We start from the raw sequence: 20,444 nt of genomic DNA, 5'->3' as shown, positions 1-20,444 counted from the left end.
GCCCCTCAACCTACCCACACCCATCCACCCGCGACCACGCCTCCACCGCACCGACGACCGCCCGCACACACCTCGTCACTCAGCGCCCGTACCATCCGGAGCCGGCACCGCCTCCTCCGGATAAAGCTCATGCCACAACCAAGCGAGGAACTCATCGTCGGTGTCCCAGTCGTCGTACGCCGCCGCGACGTCGATCGCACCCGGCCGCAAACCGTCGCGATGCCCCTGCAGCAACTGCACGAACTCCTTCTTGAACGTCGCCATCTCGAGGTCGTCCGGACGGTTCCGCTGCGCTCGCCGACTCATCATCGCGAAGTTCTCGTTGCGGACCTCGGGGTGGTAGTACGCCTGCAACACCCCCAGAAACACCGCGAACGGAACGCTCTTGTCGTCCAGCCAGTACATGTCGGTGCCCGACATCGGCGACTCCTCTACCTTGCTGATCAGGATGGCTGTTGCTCGGGCGGTTTGGGGTACAGAGTGGTGATCTCGTACTGCCTCGCGGCACGGTTGTTGCGGAACGCGACGACGATCGTGCCGCCTTCGAATGTCGCTATCCGGTCGGCCACCGGCTCCGGGAGATTCGTGAGATCCGCTCCCGCGGCTCGGGCTTGGACCCATTCCTTACGAGTCTTCTTGGCGTCCGGCCACTCTCCTGCCAGACGATAGCCCGAGCACGATTCGTGGCCGTCAGCCCCTAGAACCTCGGCGATCGGAACAGCGACCGGCCGGGGGGCCGAGTCCTCGTCCCAATCCGCGTCGAGCACCTCGCGAACGTCAGGATGCCTGACCGCGCCGGCGAAGGCAGCGACAAACGCTTCGGCGTCATGGATCCTTGTCGATTCCTGGGCGCAGTAATGCAACTTGCTCTCGTCGAATCCGTCGATGCTCGCTTCGCGCTTGGTGACGTCTGTCTGTGCTGGGTCCTCGAGGCGAGCGACTCGGTCGGCGTAGAGTTGGTCGTCGCCCATTGGGCCGTGGCGGATGTGGGCGTGGCCGGAGCCTTGGTCGATGGCGGAGAAGATGCGTTGGACGGCCGGCGAGGCATCGGTTGCGGGTTCGAGCCACGGATGATCGTCTTTGTTCTTGGCGATGTACTCCTCGGCGCCCTCGTACTCGAGACCGCGTCTGGTGTCGGGGTCCATCGAGTCGACGGCGTCCGTGTCGAGCGATTGAGCGGACTCCGGCAGCGGACCGGGTGGCAATCCGGCCTCAGACGTATCCCACCGCTTGTCCAGCTCGGCCAGCCGGGCTGCGACGTCGGGTTCGGCAACTGACTCGGGCTCGTCGGCGCCGTCGGGGTGCTGAGCAACATCTGGCTCATCGGTTCCGGCAGTCTCAGTGTCGCCAGCTTCAACAGTCACAGCTTCTGCCTCGCCCGAAGGTGCGGTGGGCGGGTCGACTCGGGGGTGCGATGGCTCGTCTGTCGCTGGTGTCGTCTGCTGAGCGTCGACGACTGGTTCCGGTTCCTGCTTACTGACGTACTGGAGACGGGACAGCGTGTCGTCGTGGTGCATGTGGGCGCGGAGCTCGGGCGGGTACGACGCGAACGGATCTTCCTGCTCTACACGGGAGTCAGCCGTTCGATCAGTCGATGAGGAGTTCGACTCCACTGCTTGCTCCGATGCGCGATCCTCGTACGCCGGCCGCTCGGACCGGTCCGGCTCGGGCTCAGGGCGTGGGCGGTCTGGCTCCGAGCGTGTTGCCTCGGGGAGGCCAGGCGTCTCGTCCCGGACCGATGCGGTGTCATGGTCCGGCGTGCTGGTGATCGCCTCCGGAGGAGGCGGGGAGGCGACGTCGGACTGCTCGACGTTGCGATGGCCTGGCCTATCCATGGCGGTTGGTCGCCTTCTCGAGTACGTCGATCGCGTGGGCGTACTTGGCGCGCAGTCGTTGCTGGGTCGCCTCGTCGAGTTGGCCGAGGCGCTCCGGGCTGCTGTTGTGCTGGATGTCCGCGCGTTTGACGAGCACGGCGCTCGGAGTCTGAACGAGCCGGGTCAGGTAGGCGTCGTGGGACTCGTCGGGCCGGCGCGTGAGCGCATCCACCATTCCCACGACGGACTCCGGCACGCCCAGGTCGTCGAGCTGAGCGAGCGTGCAGTCGGTGTCTTCGACCGTGTCGTGAAGCAGCGCCGCGATCTGCTGGTGTGGAGTTGCACCGTTGGCACGGGCAATGGCAGCAGCACCGCGGACATGAGCGACATATGGTGAGCCGCTCTTGTCGACCTGCTCGCGATGGAGAGCCGCCGCGAGCTTGTCTGCGGTCTCGATCGTCTCGACGGGACCACCAAGATAGGAGTAGGCGTCTGCCCAGGCGGTGAACAGCGCCCCGAGCCGATCGTCCACAGGCGCCAGCGGCACGAAGTGCTCAACCGTCTCTGCGTGGTACGAGCGCTGTTTCGCGACGCGCGGATGCGTGTGCAGTCGCTGGACATTGCTGTAACGATCCGAGAGCTTCAACAGCAGTACGTCGGGCGACGCGTGCGCGAGCCTGCCGAGGTACGCCGTACGCACGGCATCCTTCGATTCGCCCGTACCGACCTCTGGAATCGTGACCGCGTCGACCAATCTCGCCGTACTTTCACCGAACCGCGCCACCAGATCAGCCCGGCCCCCAGCGGTGTCCTCCACCACGTCGTGCAACAGCCCAGCCCGCAGCAGGTCGACGTCCTTCACCTCGAGCCCGGTCGCCAGCACCTGGAGAACCTGCAGCAGATGCTGCCAGTAGGGCTCGCCGGCCTGCACTGTCCGTCGTGCCACTCGACCGCGGCCGCGAACGCCACACCGAGCTCGCTGACGGCCTCCTCGGGTAGGCGTTCCAACAGATCGGTCTCGGCAGCTGTCCAATCGCTCCATCCGGGAAAGACCCGCACGCCGGTCATGAAAGTGGACCGTCTGCTGTGGTTGCCAGCCGAAAGATGTGGTGATGCCAGTTGTCGGGGACACGCAGGAAACGGGCGGCATCGACGAGTCCCGTGAGCGGGTCGGCCGCACCGGAAAGACTTTCGATCGCTGCCGCCAGCCGGCCTCCGCCCCACAGAAGGTCTGCCGCCGGCAGCCGGCTGCTCGGACGAAGCGCGTAGCTCAAGAGTTGCTCCTGGATCGTCGAGCCGGTCAGCGCGAGACCGCGATCGCGCCACGAAGTAGTCAGTGGGTGCGGTCGGTCGCGTGGACCGGACCAAGAGTGGAGAGTCTCTGCGATGTCAGCGAAGCGGTAGCGGCCTGCCTGCCACCGCGTCTCCGAGGCGACCGAACAGGCCGGAGCGTCCCCCACCAGGGATCGTGTGACGACGGGCGCAAGATGCTCCGCCAACGTCTGCGGTGCATAGTCCGCCCGGATGAGATGAGACCGACCAGCGACCGCCTGTGTGACGGCCTCAGCGACGACACACCCGCGGACACGCGCGGGCAGATCGGCCGGGAGACTAGCGGCGATGGGCACCGGGCGGGCCAGTCCCGCGACGTGGGCGATCGTCAGCAGTTCGACGTACACCGTCAATCGGGGGTTGTTGCTCAGCACGGCGGCAGCGGAGCCGATCTCGCGAATGCTGCAGGGCGTCTCCCGGCACGACGGTCCGCAGGCGGGGGTGCGGGTGGTTGTGGTGGCGATGGTTGGGGGGTGTGGGGCGCGGCGTTCTTTGGGTTCGCCGTGGGGGATTTTGAGGAGGATGGGGCGGTCCATGCCGTCGGTGAAGGTGGCGGCTTGGCCGGGTGGGAGGGAGACGACGGCTCGGGACTGGGGGTCGTCGAGGTTCATGGTGGCGCCGACGGTTTCGCGGTCGTCGGCGGCGGGGAGGCGGTGCAGGATCTTCAGGGCGGAGTTCTTGACGACGTCGGGGATGACCTTGCTGGGGATCTGTTCGGCGATCACCAGGCCCTCGCCGTACGCGCGGATCTCGGCGAGCAGCCCGGCGAACATCTCCACGGCGTGGCCGGCGGTGCCGTCGGTGGTTGCCTTGAGCAAGCGGTGGGCCTCTTCGACGACCGTGACGTGGCGCAGACCGGTCGGCGTCGTACGGCGGACGCGGAGGTGTTCGATCAGGCGGATCAGGACGACGCCCATGCAGAACGCCTTGTCCTGGTCGTCGCCGACGTCTTCGAGTTCGAGGACGACGTTCCGGCTGAGGAGGTCGCCGACGTCCAGCGGGTGTCCGCCGCCGAGGAAGCGGCCGGGTGTCCCGAGGAGGAGCGAGGTGAGGCGGACGTCGACGAAGCCGCGGACGTCAGCGGCGAGCTCGGCGCCGTACCCGATGTCGTCGACCACTGCGCGCGCGGTGGTTTGCAGGTCGGCGAGCGTCGGGTACTGCGGGGCGCCTGCCGGCTCGCTCAACGCCAGGTCCCAGCCGTACGACGTGTAGCACCGGGTCAGCGCCTGACTCAGCACTTGCGGGAACGGCTCGTTGGCCTCGAAGGCGGCGAGGAACAGTGCGCGGACGAGATCCAGATGCGTCTGCAGCGGGAAGCCGGGCTCGGGTTCGAGCGGGTTCAGGCTGAGCGGTACGGCGTCCGGGTCGCCCAGGCGGATGACCGCGACCGATGAATCGCTGCCGAGGCGGCCGGCCATTCCGGCGTACTCCGCCTTCGCCGGCTCGATCACCAGCCAGGGCACCGACGCCGCGGACAGACCTTCGAGGAGGTGCCGGATCGTTTGCGACTTGCCTGAGCCGGTGGCGCCGGCGACGAACGCGTGCCGGTTCAGCGTGTCGGTCGAGACCGTCATCGTGGACACGACCCGGCCGGCGGTGTCGATGACGTCGCCGAGCGGGATGCCGTCAGCAGGTGTCTCCGGCGTCAGATCGAAGCGCACTTGCTCAACAGCACGAACGCCGGCGATCTCGCGCACGGGGGGCCGAGCGATCGCCGCCAACACCTCACCGGTCGCCGGGAAGGATGCGGTCGGCTGGGTGGTGATTGCAGTCAGGTTGTACGGCGTGGAGTCCAGGTCAGCTGCACCGGCAAGGGTCTGTGCAACCAACCGCGCTGTGGAGTCGTCGAGGCCACCGGCGAGAATCTCAACTGTCCACAGGCCGCCCTGGGCTGTGGAGAAGTCGCGGTAACGCGCTCGGTTGCGTTCGAGTTCGAGGGCCTCGCGGCCGGAGATCTTCTCGCGGTCGAGCCCGATCGTCATCCGCAAATGCAGATCGTCGAGCAGCTCCGCCTGCTCCTCGCCGACGACCGGCGCGGCCCGGATCAGCCACGCGAACGGGGCATCCGGCAAGACCTCGACCAGATCCTCCAGCGTTCCGGCCGGCTCGATCTCCGCCTCGGGGAGGGCACTGAGTACGTCGTGCGCGCCGTCGACCGCCACCCAATTCGAGAACTCGGCGTCTGGCGCAGCGACCGCTCGAGCCCCGGCTGGATAGGCGACCCCGCCCGTCGCGTCCGGCTCGATCCCCACCCGTATCTCGATCGGCCCGTTCGCGACCGTGCGCGTCCAGCAACAACTGAACGGCCGGCCCGCCGACGCCTGCAACCTCAGGGTCGGCAGCAGCCCGCGCCGCAGTCCGGTCAGCCGTTGGGTCACCTCTGAACCGATGAGCGGTACTTCGGTGATCCGCCAGCGCGGGATCATGAAGCGCCCAGGCGCGGGTCGCAATCGCCGAGTCGAGGGCTGGCCGGGTCGAGCGGGTCCACCATCACGAACGCGGTCGGCGACAACCCTTGCAGGACCGTCGGCTCGACCGAGAACTCGTATGTGCGCTGGTACCCGACCGAGGTGCTCTCGTTGGTCCCCGTGGACGTCGAGGTCGACGTCGACTCGGACCACGACGTACCGCCGGTGGTGCTCGACGAGTAGTTCTCGCCGCTGCTCTTGCTGCCGCCTCGGTGCCGTCGGCTGAAGAGCAATCCGAAGGTGGCCTGCCGGCTGTCCGACGTTTGCGTGCCGAGGGACTCGCTCGTCGAGGCGTTGTTGCTGCGGCTCGTGCTGTCGGAAGTCGAATCCGACGTGTTCGTCCCGTGCGAATACGTGAACTGGCTCGCCACCAGCCGATGCTGCCGCCCGATGAAGGTCGCGGCCTGCTCGGCCTCCTTCGCGTTGCCGAGCCGCATGAACAGTACGGCGTCCCCGCCGCCGAGCAACTCGACCGCGCTGTCCCGCAGATGCGCGAACAGCAGCACCAGCCGCAGACCGTTCCGCCGGCAGAGACTGTCGAAACGCTCGAGCTCCGGTCGCGCCAGCGCATCCGCACCCGCGATCAGCACGATCCGCTCGCCGCGCCCGGACAGCTCGCCACGCTGAATCCGGACCATCGTGATCTGGAACAACAGGTGCCGCAGCAACGATGCGGTCAGCTCGGACTCACGATGCGACAGCTGCACTACCCGCAACGAGATGTCCGGCCCGTCCATCGCGAGATCACCGCTGACGGACGCCAACCGCTTCACGCCCGCGGCCAGCCGGAACAACCGCGCCTCCGCGGACCGGCGCGCCGACTCGCTCAACAGATCGGTCGACGCCGCGAACTCGCCCCGCGACAGCTCCCCGCGCTGATCCGGCGTGAGCTGACGCTGCAGAACCTGGAACGCCAGATGCAGCCGCGAGAACGTCACCGGCGCGTCCGTCAGACACTCCACGACCTGCTGCACCAACGCCGCATCCACACCGCGCGACTCGGACTGCTCGGGCTCGGCTCCACGCAGCCCTTCCGCGATCACCACACCGATCTCGTCAGCGCTCAGACCGTCGAGCAGGTTCGGCGACGTGTCCGTGGACGGCACCACGGTCGCCTGGATCGGTGCGCCGTACTCCTCGGCCATGCGACGCAGCGGCTCCACCACCGCGTCCTGCGTGAGGTCGAGGACGGTCAGCCGCCCGCCGGCGCTCATCAGCGAGCTGCCCATCGCCAGCACCGCGGCTCGCCAACCTGCGGCGGTCCCGCCGTACAGATCGACGCGCTCCTTGGTCGCCGGACCGACAGGCACCCACGGACGCGTCGCGGCGACCTGGGAGGTCTTGGTCCGCTCCTGCTCGCTCCGTTCGAACTGCCAGGCCTGTACGTCGTGCTCGAACTCGTCCATCGTGTCGATGCATTCTTCGAGCCACCGTTGATGCTCAGCAGCCGCCGCCCGCCGCAACTGCTCCGGCCACCCCCACCGCAGCCAGGCAAGCCCGAGCGTGACCGCCGCGGGTACCAGCGCCAACAGCGGCTGTACGACGACGCCCACCACAACCGTCAGTACGGCGCCCCCGACCACCGCCCACACCAGGACCGGGCTGAGCCGCGTCACCGTCGCCCGCCGGCTCTCGAGCTTGGCGAGCTCCGACGGCGGCGGTACGGCGGGAACAGGCGGCTCCTGGTGCTCGACGACCACGACCTCCCGGCCCCGGTACTCCCAGCCCCACTGCTCGGTCTGCCGCGTCGCGACCCTCGTCTCAGTCATGCGATGTCGTTCCGTACGCCGTTCAGCCGCTCGAGCATCACGCCGCGCGCGAGGTCCGCCAGCGCGGCCTCAGCCTCGTCTGCGATCGCACCGGCGCGCTCCGCACTCGTGTCCCGGAGCGCGTCGTCGGCGGAGGTGAACCGACGACGGCAGCCCGCGCAGTGCGTCGCGGACATGTCAGACCACGACCCGCAGTTCGCGCACCGGCGTGCCTCCAGCAACTGCTGCGCACGGGTCAGCCGCTGCCGCTCTGCCAGCGCCCGCTGCCAGCGCTGTTGAGCCTGCGGCAGGTACTCCACCAGTTGCTGATCCGTGAAGGTCTTGCCGCCGCTGCCCAGGACCGCTGACGTCAGCCGGGCCATCGCGTCACGGTGCACGGCCAGGGTCTTCCCGACCGGCCCGGCGGTCACCAGCAGCGGGAACCACCCGAGCGTCTGCAACCGCAGAACGGCGAGCCCCTTGGTCCACTGCAACGACAGCGTCGACGGCGGCTCCTCGTCCCGGATCCATCCGGCCGGGCGGAGCGCCATCTCGAACAAGGCACGCTGCGGGTTGTCGAGCGCGGCGTGCGGCAGCAGGAGGTGGGTGTGCTGCCGACGGACGAGCTTGGCTCGTTCCACAGCCACACATCCTCCCGAGATCGCGACGTGGCGGCGCCGGGACCGGCACCGCGCAAGGTAACTGTAGTTACCGCCTGTGCCTGTCGCACCACGATCGCGTTGCCACTTGTGGAAAACTCCCGGCCACGAGGCGAACCGACTGCGACGAGGTCTTGACCCGGAGTGATCGGCGGGAGACGATCACGGCCGGGCGCGGGCTGACAACCTTGTCATCGGGGCCGCGGACCCACACCGGCGGACGGGGGCGTCCCGTGGTGCCGGCCGTGTGCAAGGAGCGTAGATGGATCTCCGCCGCCCCCTGGGGCTCGTCGCGTCTCTCGGGTTAGTTGTGACAATGTCGTCTGCCATGACGCCAGCACATGCCGTCCCCTCCTCCGCGCAGGAGGTCGTCAGCGGCTCGTCGTACTTCACCTCGTTCGAGCCCGGGCAGCCGCAGCCGGGTTACACCGACGCGGTCGAGACCGGACCGGACGGGAAGCCGCGCACCGACGGTGTCCGCGGCCCGACGCCGACCGGGATCGGCGGCAGCGAGATGGACAAGGTCACCAAGGTGACCGCCAGCGGTGAGAACACCGGCGGCGGCGAGATCGCCAGCAACGCCGCGGACGGTGACAAGTTCACCAAGTGGCTGGTGTTCCAGCCGACCGGCTGGCTGGTCTACCAGACCTCGGCCCCGGTGGTGATCAAGAAGTACGCGCTGACCTCGGCGAACGACGCCGACGGTCGCGACCCGAAGAACTGGACCGTGTCCGGCTCGAACGACGGCACCACCTGGACCACGCTGGACACCCAGACGAACCAGAGCTTCGAGAACCGCTTCCAGACCAGGGAGTACAGCTTCGCCAACACCACGGCGTACACGTACTTCAAGCTGGACGTCACGCTGAACCACGGCGAGAACATCGTCCAGCTCGCCGACTGGTACCTCTCGAACGGCGACCCGCTGCCGCCGCCCGGACCGGTCGCGGAGTCGCGGCTGGACTCCGGCCCGACCAGCGCCTACAACGCCCGCGCCCGCGTCGGCTTCACCGGCGTCAAGTCCTTCCGGTACGCCGGTCATCAGGACAGCAAGGGTCGTGGTTACACCTGGAACAAGATCTCCGACGTCGACCTGTTGGTGGGTAAGGACACCCGTCTCTCGTACACGATCTTCCCCGAGCACGTCGAAGGCGACCTGAGCTATCCGAGCACGTACGCCGCGCTCGACCTCGCGTTCTCCGACGGCACCTATCTGAGCGACCTGAAGGCGAAGGACCACCACGGGTTCGAGCTCAGCCCGCGCGGCCAGGGCGACTCGAAGGCGCTGTCCACGAACCAGTGGAACAACGTCGAGGCCGACCTCGGCGCGGTGGCCGCCGGCAAGACGATCACCCGGATCCTGGTCGGGTACGACAAGCCGTCCGGCCCCGCCGACTTCCGCGGCTGGCTCGACGACATCCGGATCGCCGCCGCGATCAACCCGGACCGCGCCGCCCAGAAGACCGCGGCCAAGCACCCGTCGGACCTGGCGCTGACCACCCGCGGGACGAACGCCACCGGCGGTTTCTCGCGCGGCAACAACTTCCCGGCGACCGCCGTACCGCACGGCTTCAACTTCTGGACGCCGGTCACGAACGCCGGCTCGACCTCCTGGCTGTACGACTACGCCAAGGGCAACAACGAGGCGAACAAGCCGACGATGCAGGCGTTGTCGATCAGCCACGAGCCGAGCCCGTGGATGGGTGACCGGCAGACGTTCCAGGTGATGCCGTCGACGGCCGACACCCCGACCGCGGATCGCAAGGCCCGCGCCTGGTCGTTCAGCCACGACAACGAGATCGCCCGGCCGTACTACTACGGCGTCACGTTCGACAACGGCAACGCGGCCGAGATCGCGCCGACCGACCACGCGGCGATGCTGCGGTTCAGCTTCCCGGCCGGGAAGGCGTCGCTGGTCTTCGACAACGTCAACAACAGCGGCGGTCTGACCCTCGACGCCGCGACCGGCGTGGTCACCGGGTACTCCGACATCAAGAGCGGACTGTCCACCGGCGCCGGCCGCCTGTTCGTGTACGGCGTCGTCGACCAGAAGGTCCTTGCCTCGGGCAAACTGTCCAACGGTGGTGGCGCGAACGTCGGCGGCTACTTCATGTTCGACGCCAAGACCACGCAGGTGCAGCTGCGGATCGCAACCTCGCTGATCGGTACCGCGCAGGCCCGCAAGAACCTGGAGCTGGAGCTTCCCGAGGGCTCGAAGTTCAACCAGGTCAAGGACGCCGCGCAGGAGCAGTGGGACAAGAAGCTCAGCACGATCGAGGTCGAGGGCGCGACGGCCGACCAGCTGACCACGCTGTACTCGAACCTCTACCGGCTGTTCCTCTACCCGAACAACGGTTCCGAGAACACCGGTACGGCGTCGAAGCCGGTGATCACGTACGCGTCGCCGACCTCCCCCAAGGTCGGCACCGACACACCGACCACCACCGGCTCGAAGATCGTGGCCGGCCAGACCTACGTGAACAACGGGTTCTGGGACACCTATCGCACCGTCTGGCCGGCGTACTCGCTGTTCTCCCAGGACGACGCGGCGAGTCTGGTCAACGGGTTCGTCCAGCAGTACAAGGACGGCGGCTGGATCTCCCGCTGGTCGTCACCGGGGTACGCGAACCTGATGGTCGGTACGTCGTCCGACGTCGCCTTCGCGGACGCGTACCTGAAGGGGATCAAGGGCATCGACGTCCAGGCGATGTACGACGCGGCGGTGAAGAACGCGTCCGTCGTACCACCGTCGCAGAACGTCGGCCGCAAGGGCATGGACCTGTCCACGTTCAACGGCTACACGGCCAACACCACCGGTGAGGGCTTCAGCTGGTCAATGGACGGCTACATCAACGACTACGGCATCGCGAACCTGTCGAAGGCGCTTTACGACCAGGCGAAGCGGAACGACCCACGCAAGCAGGAGTACCTGGACAACTACAAGTACTTCCTGAACCGGGCCCGGAACTACGTCACGCTGTTCGACCCGACGGTCGGCTTCTTCCAGGGCAAGGGCCCGGACGGAGTCTGGGGCAACTCGCCGACCACGTTCGACCCGCAGGACTGGGGTCACGACTACACCGAGACGAACGCGTGGAACATGGCGTTCTCGACACCGCAGGACGGGGCCGGTCTGGCCGCGATCTACGGCGGCCGGGACGGTCTGGCGAAGAAGCTCGACGAGTTCTTCAGCACCCCCGAGGACGCGCTGCACCCCGGCGGGTACGGCGGCACGATCCACGAGATGCTCGAGGCCCGCGACGTCCGGATGGGTCAGTACGGGCACAGCAACCAGCCGTCGCACCACATCACCTACATGTACGACGTGGCCGGGCAGCCGTGGAAGACGCAGGAGAAGGTGCGTGAGGTGCTGTCCCGGTTGTACCTCGGGTCCGAGATCGGCCAGGGGTACCCGGGCGACGAGGACAACGGCGAGATGTCGTCGTGGTTCCTGTTCAGCTCGCTCGGCTTCTACCCGTTGCAGGTCGGTTCACCGTCGTACGCGATCGGTTCGCCGCTGTTCACCAAGGCGACGATCCGACTGGCCGGCGGCAAGAAGCTGGTGGTCAGCGCGCCGCAGAACTCCGCGAAGAACATCTACGTGAAGAGCGTCAAGGTCAACGGCAAGAACTGGACCTCGACCGCGCTGCCGCACGACCTGATCGCGAACGGCGGCAAGATCGAGTTCGAGATGACCGACCAGCCGACCAAGTGGGGCACCGGACGCAACGACGCCCCGCCGTCGATCACCACTCCGGGCGAGGACCCGATGACGTGGCGGGACTCCACCTCCGACACCGGCGCGGTGATCGGTGCGGGCGGTACGGACGTCTCGACGCTGATCGACAACGACTCGAAGACGCAGGTCACGCTGCCCGGCGCGCAGCCGACCGTCACGGTCGCCCTGCCGCAGGGCCGCCCGGTCGGCATGTACACGCTGACCAGCGGCGCAACCGGTACGGCGCCGTCCGCCTGGACGCTGGAAGGATCCAACGACGGTACGACGTGGACGACGGTGGACCGGCGTACCGATCAGAAATGGGCGTGGGCGTCGTACACCAGGTCCTTCAGTGTCGCGTCTCCCAAGGCGTACACGCAGTACCGCCTGGTGCTGACCCCGGCGGCGGGCGCTGACGGCGTCACGCTGTCCGAGATCGAGCTCCTGGGCACGCTGAAGGGCGTCGAGACCGGGACGCACCCGAGCGACAAGCGGGTCGCGGCGACCAAGCCGAGCCCGACCCCGTCCCAGTCGATCGACCGCAACTGGGGCTGACAGACGACGCGAGGGCGACGGCTGCTGCCGTCGCCCTCGATCGTGTCGCCGTGGAGCCTGCCCCTGAGAGGCTCCGCCGGATTCTTGGCGAATGAGGGGTGGCGGTCCCCGCCCGGACTGCCACCCCTTCTTCCCTATCGACGTCCGAACCCTCCCGAGGGTTGCCTTCGCCCAGAACTGTCCACATGCCGGACAAAGGCGGGCTCCAGGCCCCGGTTCTCCTCAGCCGGACCAGCGGCCGGTGAAGAAGGCGGCCGCCCAGATCGCGGCCAGTGGGATCGCCACGCCCAGGTACAGCCGGCCGAGCCACGGTTTGCGTCTGGACAGGACGGCCAGCCCGATCCACAGCGGCCACATCAGCAGGGTGGCGCGGGTGAGCGAGTAGATCCAGAACGACGTACAGAAGGCGCCCAGCGTGGCGGCGACCCAGGCCGCCTCGCCCCAGGAGCGGCGCCAGAACAGCCAGACCAGGAGGATCAGCCCGACGAAGAGGGCGACCAGCTCGGCGCGGAACATCCAGGTCCAGTCGCTGCGGTCCGCCGGGAAGTGGCCCGTGCTGGCGGCCTGAACGGTGTGCATCAGCGAGGTCCACGGCCAGGTGAACTCGCGCGCCCAGCCCTTCTCCTGCGCCTGCTGCCAGGCGAACCAGGACCCGTGAATCTGCTTCAGGTACGCCATGAAGCCGAGCACCGGTACGGCGGGCAACGCCAGCCAGGGCAGTGACAGCCAGTCCCGCTTCTTCGAGGTCAGGAACTCGACCAGCAACGCGAAGATCAGGAAGAGCCCGGACACCCGCACGGTCGACGCCAGCGCGACGAAGATCGCGGCGCGGGCCCAGCGCCCCTGCCGAGCGGCCAGCCAGCCCGGGAAGGCGAACGCACAGAACAGTGCCTCGGTGTACCCCGCGGCGAGAAACACCCCGACCGGAGCGCAGTACCAGATGACCGCGGCGTTCGGCCCGATACCTTTCAGCTCCGGGAACTCGTACTGCGCCAGTCGCGCGAGATAGACACCCGCGACCGCGCTGGCGACCGCCGACACCACGATGCCCGCGGCGACGTACCCGATGCCGGTGTAGCTGACCAGCCGCATCAGCGACGGGAACCCCGGGAAGAACGCGGCCAGCGGCGCACCGGACGGCTCGCCATGGTTGTAGCCGAACTCGGCGACCGCCTTCAGGTGCCAAACGTCCCACTGCAACCAGGCGCGCCAGACGTTCGGGTAATCACTGCCACGGTTGAACAGCAACGGCGCCGAAATCGACAGTAAGAACAGCCCGATCCGGGTGACCAGCCACCACCCGAGCACCTCCCGGGCCTGCGCGGTCGGCATCCACCGCTTCCAGCCGACCCCGTCCACCCGAGCCCGCCGAGCCCGCCCGGGCCTGGGCTCACCGACGGCCAAGCGCTCAAACACGCCCACACCACCGCACACCACAGTCCACCCGAGTCACACCTCTATCGTCCCTCATCGGGGGATGTGTCAGTGGCGCAGCCTGTCACCTGCCCAGCCAGCGACGGCTACTGCGCGTCCTTCTTCCAATAGTTGTATTGATCGCTGCAGTACTTGAACATCGTCGATACCTCGTATTCGCAGAGCGTCACTCGTATGCGATCGATGCCGCCCACCAGATTGGGGTCACCGATCGTGAACGCCCCGAAATCAAGCACGTTGGCTGGCTCCAGAACCGTCCGAGTCTGAGTCTCGATCTTGGTGGATCCCTTGAAGGCATCGAAGACGGCCTGTGTCATTTGGCCAGTGTGGCCGGAGTGTTCCACATCGCCATCGATGCCCGCAGTCCGGCTGTACCAGTAGATGTACCCACCCGTATGCACGGAGCTCGATGCGCCAAAGACCCCGAACTTCGACCTTGGATAGTCGACCGGCAGTGCCTCGGCGGGCGCCGTCGACGCAAGCAGTGACAGGCTCACTATGGCTGCGATCGAGGTTAGGACTCGGTGGCGCATGGGCTTACCCCCAAGGGAGAACGCGGGAATCTATCCAGGACGGTGGACCACTCCCAGCGAGCCTACTGATGCTATTGGCCTCCGCCGGGTGTTCGCGGAGTGTCGGTGGGTTTGGTCGTCGCCCCGCCGGTCGGTAGTGACGGGAAGACCGGGGTCGTCGTCGGCTTCGTCGGCTTCGTCTTGGTCGGCTTGTCCGTCGGCGTGTTCGGGGGCGGCGTGTTGGGCGGCGGCGTGTTGGGCGGCGGCGTGCTCGGGGGCGGCGTGCTGGGCGGCGGGGTGCTCGTCGGCGTGTTCGTCGGCGGCGTGAAGGTCGGGGTCGACGTGTCCTTGATCTGATCCTTGTCCGGCTCCGTGAAGTCGGCGTCGGGCACGCCCTCCAGTGCGGGCTTCATGAACGCCAGCCAGGTCTTCAGCGGCCAGTTGCCACCGAAGAACGCCGGGTCGTCGCTGTACGGGTCCAGGTCCGATTCACCAGTGGCGCCGGCTCGGTACAGCACTGAGGTGGACTCCTGCGGCGTGTAGCCCGTCCACCACGAGGTCAGCGTCGCGGAGCCGTCCTTACAGCCGTCGCACGCCTTGTTCTTGGCACGGTCCTCGACCGCCACGCCACCCGCCGTACCGGTCTTGCCGGCGACCGCACGGTCCAGGTCCTTGGCGCTCTTGCCGGTGCCCTTCTGGACCACGTTCTGCAGGGCGTAGTTGACCAGGTGGGCGATCTCCGGCTCGAAGGCCTTCTTCTGCTGCTTCATGACCTGCGCGTCCGACCACAGCACCTTGCCGTCCGGTCCGCGGACTTCCTTGATCACGTGCAGCGGCGTGTACTTGCCGTCGGCAGCGAACGTCGCGTAGGCGTTCGCCATGTCGACCGGGGACGCGTACGCGTCCGGACCGAGCACCGTCGCCGGGGCCTGCCGGTCCTTCTCCAGTGTCTTCGATTTCGGGATGCCCGCCGCCTCGGCGGCGTCGACGACCTTGGAGGGACCGTCCTCCATGGCGTTGTCGACCAGATCGTAGAAGGCGGTGTTGATCGACTGCTCCGTCGCCTTCATCAGCGTGACGTCGCCGTAGTCGGTGCTGAGCTCGTTACCGAACTTCTGCCCCTGGACCACGATCGGGCTGTCACCCTGGTAGACGTCCCAGAGCGACTTCCCCTGTTCGAGTGCCGCGGCCAGCGCGAACGGCTTGAACGACGAACCTGGTCTCGCCTTCGTCGTCGCCCAGTTCAACTGACTCTTCAGGTAGTCCGGTCCGCCGTACATCGCCAGCAAGTTGCCGGTGCCGGGCTGCACCGCGGCCATCCCGATGTGCAGGCCCGCGTTCTTCTTCGGGAGTTCCTTGGCGGCAGCGAGCATCTTGTTCTGCTGGGTGTAGTTGAAGGTGGTGGTCACCTTCAGGCCACCGCCGGTGATCGCGTCCTCGTCGAAGCCGCGTTGCACCAGTTCCTTGCGCGCCATGTCGAGCAGGAAGCCGTTCGGACCCGCGTACCGGCTGCTCTTCTTCCGCATGTTCTCGAGGCTCGGCAGCGAGTTGCCGTATTGCTTCTCCTGGGCCGCGGTGATCGTGCCCATCTGCTGCATGCCGCTCAGAACGTAGTGGTAGCGGTCGATGATCCGCTTCTTCGTCCGCGGATCCGGGTCGGTGACGTCGAACAGCGTCGGGTTGTTCAGCACGGTCGCCAACAGGGCCGTCTGCGGGACGCTCAACCGTTTCGGGTCCTTCACGCTGAAGTAGGCGTCACCCGCGGCGGCGACGCCGTACGCGCCCTGACCGAAGTAGACCGTGTTCAGGTAGCCCTCGAGCGTTTTGCTCTTGTCCTGCTGCCGGCCGAGCTTGGTGGCGATGAACAGTTCCTTGAACTTCCGGGAGACCGTCCGCTCCTGGGTCAGGTACATGACCTTCACGTACTGCTGGGTGATCGTCGAACCACCCTGCAACTGGTCCCCGCGAGCGATGTTCACGCCGGCCCGGACCATGCCGGACGGGGAGATGCCGGGGTTCGTCCAGAACGTCCGGTCCTCGGCGGCGATGACCGAGTCCTGCACCCACTTCGGGATCTGCGCCAGCGGCACGGTGTGCCGGTTCTGCTCGTAGAACGATCCCAGCGGGTTCCGCTGGTCGGCGTACGTCACCGTGGTGGTGTTGGTGGCGAACTCCTTGTTCGGGTCCGGGATCTTCGTCGACTGGTACATGATGAAGAACGCCGCGCAGCCCGCGATGACGCCGAGAAAGAGGAGTGCGGTCAGCCAACCGAGAACCCGCAGCGCCCAGTGCTTCTTGCGCCGGCGGGTCGGTGCGGCCTTTCTACGAGCTTCACTCACAGTGCAATCCTCGACGATCTCGCGGAAGTCATTGCCCCACAGACTACGGTGGGTGTGGTAACGGGCCCGAATCCGCTCCGGATCGTAGCAACGCCGGGTCTCCCAAGCGAAAAGTGGTCTACGGGCACCGGAGTACTGACCCTTTACAACGTTGCAAGGTTGGCCTTGGCTGACGACTGTGATCCGCCTCTCACTGCTCGCCGCCGGCCTCAGTCTGCTGGCCACGTCCGTCACCCACGCCGCGCATGTGACCCACGCCGCGGCCCCGCCGGCCACCGGCTACGCCAACCCCGTCACCGCCGGGTACTCGGCCGACTTCCCGGACCCGTCGATGATCAAGGGCCGGGACGGCTGGTGGTACGCGTACTCGACCGGCGGTCCGTACGCGAAGGACGGGCACGACGGCGACTCGTACAAGATCGCCCGCTCCCGCGACCTGACGCACTGGGAGAAGGTGGGCTCGGTGTTCGGCGCGGACAACCGGCCGACCTGGGCCGACCCGACCAGCGGGTTCTGGGCTCCTGACATCCGCTACATCGACGGGAAGTACGTGCTGTACTTCACCGTCCACAACACCACGACCACGCCGGACAACTGGGACTACGCGATCGGTGCGGCGACCGCCCCGACGCCAGCAGGCCCGTGGGCCGACTCCGGCGCACCTGTTGTCGCGCCACGGCCAGCGTCCGGTGGTGGATTCCAGTGGACCATCGACCCGGCCGAGTTCACGGACACGGACGGTACGCGGTACCTGTACTGGGGCAGTTACAACGGCGGCATCCACGCCGTACGGCTGACCGCTGACGGACTGCGGACCGTCGGTGCCGTCACCGACGTGGCCCGCGACCGCTTCGAGGGTCCGTACGTCGTGAAGCGCGACGGGTACTACTACTTGTTCGGCTCCTCCTCGAACTGCTGCGCCGGCCCGACCACCGGGTACGCCGTCTTCGCCGGCCGATCCCGTAGTCCACTCGGGCCGTTCGTGGATCGACTCGGCAACGACCTGAACGCGTCTCGCACCGGAGGTACGCCGGTGGTCGCGTCGAACGGGAACCGCTGGGTCGGTACGGGGCACTCGTCGATCGTCACGGACCTGAGCGGTCAGCAGTGGTTCGCGTACCACGCGGTCGACCGGACGGACCCGTTCGTGACCAACTCCAACGGGTGGCTGCTCCGACCGATGCTGCTGGACCGCCTCGACTGGATCGACGGCTGGCCTGCCGTCAACGCCGGCGCCGGCCCGAGCGAGTCGAGCAAGGCCTCCCCAGTCACCACGTCGAGCGCCGTACCAGGCGACGTACGCGCTGAGGTTGACGTGACGGGATCCGGCCAAGGTGTGACCGCAGGCGGCGCGACTGCGGTCATCGACAACGGCCAGCTCCGACTGACGACAGCTACCGGTTTCACGCGGACCGCGCGTCTTCCACTGAATGTCCCAGGCACTGTCTCCTTGGAGGTCCGCGGTCACCAGGCGACAGCCGAGTTCAGCGAGGACCGACTCGGCGATGCCCTGTCCACCATCTCCGTTCCGGTCGCGCGGACCGGCGGTACTGCGAGCCCGGTCGGTGCAGCCGGCAACTTCTCGGTCGCACCTCTGTACAAGCCGGTCACGCGTGCTGCACCCACTCCTCGCATCGGTCAGGTCGACCAGCGGTACTCCGACGAGTTCACGCGCGGACTGGGCTCTGGCTGGACCTGGCGGAACACCAGTGCGGACGCCACGGTCAGCAACGGCGAACTGCAGTGGAAGACCGAGACGAACGACCTGACTGACAACAACACAGCAGCCAAGGCGTCTCTGCTGCTGCGTGATCAGCCGACTGGCGACTTCGTCGTGGAGACCAAGCTGAAGCTCGACGTCGGCACCGACACCGTGCGGAACTACCAGCAGGCCGGTCTGCTGGTCTATGTGGACGACGAGAACTGGATGCGGCTCGACCACGTTGCCGGTGGCACCGGCCGTTTCGTCGAGTTCGGCAAGCGGATGCGGTTCACTCCGGTCGGCGCTCCGTCTGTCGTCACGTTCGGCGGCGCGATGATCGGTCCGCCGGCCGAGACGACCTGGTTGCGGCTCGCGCACGACGTCGTACCGCAGACCGGTGAGCACCGGTACCGCGCTGCGTCCAGCACCGACAGGAAGAACTGGGTGTGGGGTGCGGCCTGGACGCTGCCCGCCGGTACGACGCCTCGGATCGGACTGGTGTCGCAGGGATCGTCAACGCAGACAGAAGCGCAGTACGGCAAGGCGACCGCGCAGTTCGACTACTTCCGGGTCATGAGGTGATGTGCGGCGCCAGTAGCGTCACGGCGATCAGTGCGGCGGGGAAGCAGGCCAGGAACATCGTGAACGTGTAGCCCATGATGTCCCCCGCCTTCAGGCCGAGGATGGCGAGCGTCGGCAGCATCCAGAACGGTTGCAGCAGATTGGCGCTCGCCTCCCCGAGGTCGTACACGACGACCATCCAGCCCGCGTCGACCTTGAGCTCGTTGGCAGCCTGCAGCACGTACGGCGCCTCGATGACCCACTTGCTGCCGCCACTCGGGACGAAGATGCCGAGCACGCACGAATAGATCGCGACGAGTGGCGGGAACAGGAACTGGTTGCTCGCGTGCACCAACCAGCCGGCCAGTCGCGCGGAGATCCCCGTGTAGGCGATCATCCCGAAGATCCCGCCGTACAAGGGGAACTGGAGCAGTACGCCGGCTGCCGCGGGAGCACCGTCACGCACCGCGCGCGCCATCCGCCACGGCCGCCAATGCAGCAGCAGTGCGAGCAGGAACAGGATCAGGTTGACCGTGTTGAGGTCCAGTGCGTTGAAGAAACTCTTCCCACTGAAGTAGCGGACCAGATAGACCGCACCGAGCAGAACGATCAGCAGACTGAACAGTGGTGAATGCTCCAACCAGTCACCAGGCCTCCGCGTCTCGCCCTCCTCCCGCCGACCGTTGTACGCCGACCCGCGGCCGATCAGCGGCCTGAGTTCGATCCCGATGTCGTCCGCGGTCCGCGCAGTGCCTTCGCCTGGCGCGATGAACCACGCCATCCCGACGCCGACGACGTACACGATCAGCGTCGCGACGAGTGCCTGCCAGGTGAAGATCGTGTCGCTGAGCGGGATCAGTCCGCTCGCGTGACCGCTTGCCTTGATGACTTCCTGCACCGGCGGCGGACTGCTGCTCGCACTCGCCACCTGCAACGCCGCCGAGCCGGACAGCCCCTGCGCCCAGACAGTCCCGAGCCCCAGGAACGCCATCGCGCCCAGCGCCCGGTAGTCCGCCTTCGGTACGTTCCGCGCCACTTCACGCGCCAGGATCGCAGCGAAGATCAAACTGAAAGCCCAGTTCAGGTACGACGCCAGCATCGCGACCGCGGCGACGAACGCGACCGCGCTCCGCGGGCTCTTCGGGATCCGCGCCAGCCTGGTGATCAGCCGCGCCACGGGTCCGCTGGTCGCGACGGCGTACCCACCGATGATGATCATCGCCATCTGCAGGGTGAACGTGATCAGCGACCAGAACCCGATGCCCCAGGCGTCGACCAGCCCGAAGCCCTTGGTCGCGGCCGGGTCGTCGGGGCGCTTCAGCAGCGGTTCGCCGGTGAGCAGGCCGAACGCCAGCACCACGAACGTGCCGACCAGGACGAATCCGAACGCGTCCGGCAGCCATTTCTCGGTGAAGGCGGTGAACCGCAGCGCCAGCCGGGCGAGCGCCCCGTCGGTCTCGACATCGGACTTGGCGTGCTTGGCATGGACGTCGGCCATGACCCTCCGCTCCTGGACCACGACTCTGGGTTGTCATTCGATTAACGCAGATCGGCGCCTGACGTAACAGGTTTCTGGGCGCGGCGGCCCTTATAGCTGACAAA

Annotated in this window: 13 protein-coding genes; 3 read left to right on the top strand and 10 right to left on the bottom strand. The window is 67.3% G+C overall.

All coding sequences use genetic code 11. The annotated features are described in order from the left end of the window. Positions 1 to 75 precede the first annotated feature (75 nt). Together AC0662_RS22965 and AC0662_RS22960 are read right to left on the bottom strand one after the other, a co-directional pair. Positions 76 to 420 (bottom strand): hypothetical protein, encoded by a 345-nt coding sequence (locus tag AC0662_RS22965; protein WP_478303068.1) that lies wholly within the window; start codon positions 418 to 420, stop codon positions 76 to 78. 23 nt (positions 421 to 443) lie between these two features. Continuing rightward, entirely contained in the window at positions 444 to 1,364 is a 921-nt protein-coding gene (locus AC0662_RS22960) for a hypothetical protein (protein ID WP_478303066.1), read from the bottom strand. A gap of 45 nt (positions 1,365 to 1,409) precedes the next feature. Between AC0662_RS22960 and AC0662_RS22955 the strand changes: the two genes are divergently transcribed. Next, complete coding sequence (locus AC0662_RS22955) at positions 1,410 to 1,598, top strand: hypothetical protein (protein WP_452196278.1); 189 nt, start codon at positions 1,410 to 1,412, stop codon at positions 1,596 to 1,598. Positions 1,599 to 1,827: 229 nt separating this feature from the next. Here the strand turns inward: AC0662_RS22955 and AC0662_RS22950 are convergent, their stop codons facing one another. The 4 genes from AC0662_RS22950 to AC0662_RS22935 all read right to left on the bottom strand — a co-directional run bounded on the left by AC0662_RS22950 (position 1,828) and on the right by AC0662_RS22935 (position 8,009). Then, a complete protein-coding gene (locus AC0662_RS22950) occupies positions 1,828 to 2,760 on the bottom strand; it encodes an HD domain-containing protein (RefSeq protein ID WP_478303064.1) in 933 nt (310 codons plus the stop codon). A gap of 118 nt (positions 2,761 to 2,878) precedes the next feature. Beyond that, positions 2,879 to 5,572 carry an ATP-binding protein gene (locus AC0662_RS22945; protein ID WP_478303062.1) on the bottom strand — a complete coding sequence of 898 codons (2,694 nt, stop codon included), beginning with the start codon at positions 5,570 to 5,572 and terminating at the stop codon, positions 2,879 to 2,881. Continuing rightward, the gene (locus tag AC0662_RS22940; protein ID WP_478303060.1) at positions 5,569 to 7,383 is read right to left on the bottom strand and encodes a hypothetical protein; all 1,815 of its coding nucleotides are present in this window, start codon (positions 7,381 to 7,383) and stop codon (positions 5,569 to 5,571) included. The genes AC0662_RS22945 and AC0662_RS22940 overlap by 4 nt, the downstream gene beginning before the upstream one ends. Then, a complete protein-coding gene (locus tag AC0662_RS22935; RefSeq protein ID WP_452196282.1) occupies positions 7,380 to 8,009 on the bottom strand; it encodes a hypothetical protein in 630 nt (209 codons plus the stop codon). The genes AC0662_RS22940 and AC0662_RS22935 overlap by 4 nt, the downstream gene beginning before the upstream one ends. 340 nt (positions 8,010 to 8,349) lie before the next feature. Between AC0662_RS22935 and AC0662_RS22930 the strand changes: the two genes are divergently transcribed. After that, positions 8,350 to 12,294, top strand: a complete 3,945-nt coding sequence (locus tag AC0662_RS22930; RefSeq protein ID WP_478303058.1) for a GH92 family glycosyl hydrolase — start codon at positions 8,350 to 8,352, stop codon at positions 12,292 to 12,294. A 222-nt stretch (positions 12,295 to 12,516) separates the two neighbouring features. On the opposite strand, the gene AC0662_RS22925 is transcribed toward AC0662_RS22930, so the two are convergent. The 3 genes from AC0662_RS22925 to AC0662_RS22915 all read right to left on the bottom strand — a co-directional run bounded on the left by AC0662_RS22925 (position 12,517) and on the right by AC0662_RS22915 (position 16,579). Next, positions 12,517 to 13,710: a mannosyltransferase family protein gene (locus AC0662_RS22925; protein ID WP_452196284.1), complete on the bottom strand. Its 1,194-nt coding sequence runs from the start codon at positions 13,708 to 13,710 to the stop codon at positions 12,517 to 12,519. A gap of 104 nt (positions 13,711 to 13,814) precedes the next feature. Next, positions 13,815 to 14,225: a hypothetical protein gene (locus AC0662_RS22920; RefSeq protein ID WP_478303055.1), complete on the bottom strand. Its 411-nt coding sequence runs from the start codon at positions 14,223 to 14,225 to the stop codon at positions 13,815 to 13,817. A gap of 107 nt (positions 14,226 to 14,332) precedes the next feature. Then, positions 14,333 to 16,579, bottom strand: coding sequence for a transglycosylase domain-containing protein (locus tag AC0662_RS22915; RefSeq protein ID WP_478303053.1), 2,247 nt, complete (start codon positions 16,577 to 16,579; stop codon positions 14,333 to 14,335). 178 nt (positions 16,580 to 16,757) lie between these two features. Here AC0662_RS22915 and AC0662_RS22910 point away from each other — a divergent pair, with 178 nt between their 5' ends. Next, positions 16,758 to 18,863: a glycoside hydrolase family 43 protein gene (locus AC0662_RS22910; protein ID WP_478303051.1), complete on the top strand. Its 2,106-nt coding sequence runs from the start codon at positions 16,758 to 16,760 to the stop codon at positions 18,861 to 18,863. Here AC0662_RS22910 and AC0662_RS22905 read toward each other — a convergent pair. After that, on the bottom strand, positions 18,853 to 20,340 hold the full coding sequence (locus AC0662_RS22905; protein WP_478303049.1) for a short-chain fatty acid transporter: 1,488 nt from the start codon (positions 20,338 to 20,340) through the stop codon (positions 18,853 to 18,855). The genes AC0662_RS22910 and AC0662_RS22905 overlap by 11 nt on opposite strands. Between the last annotated feature and the right edge of the window lie 104 nt (positions 20,341 to 20,444).

The sequence above is a fragment of the Kribbella sp. NPDC043289 genome (genome assembly GCF_056436705.1).
This window is presented reverse-complemented; position numbering and strand designations above follow the sequence as displayed.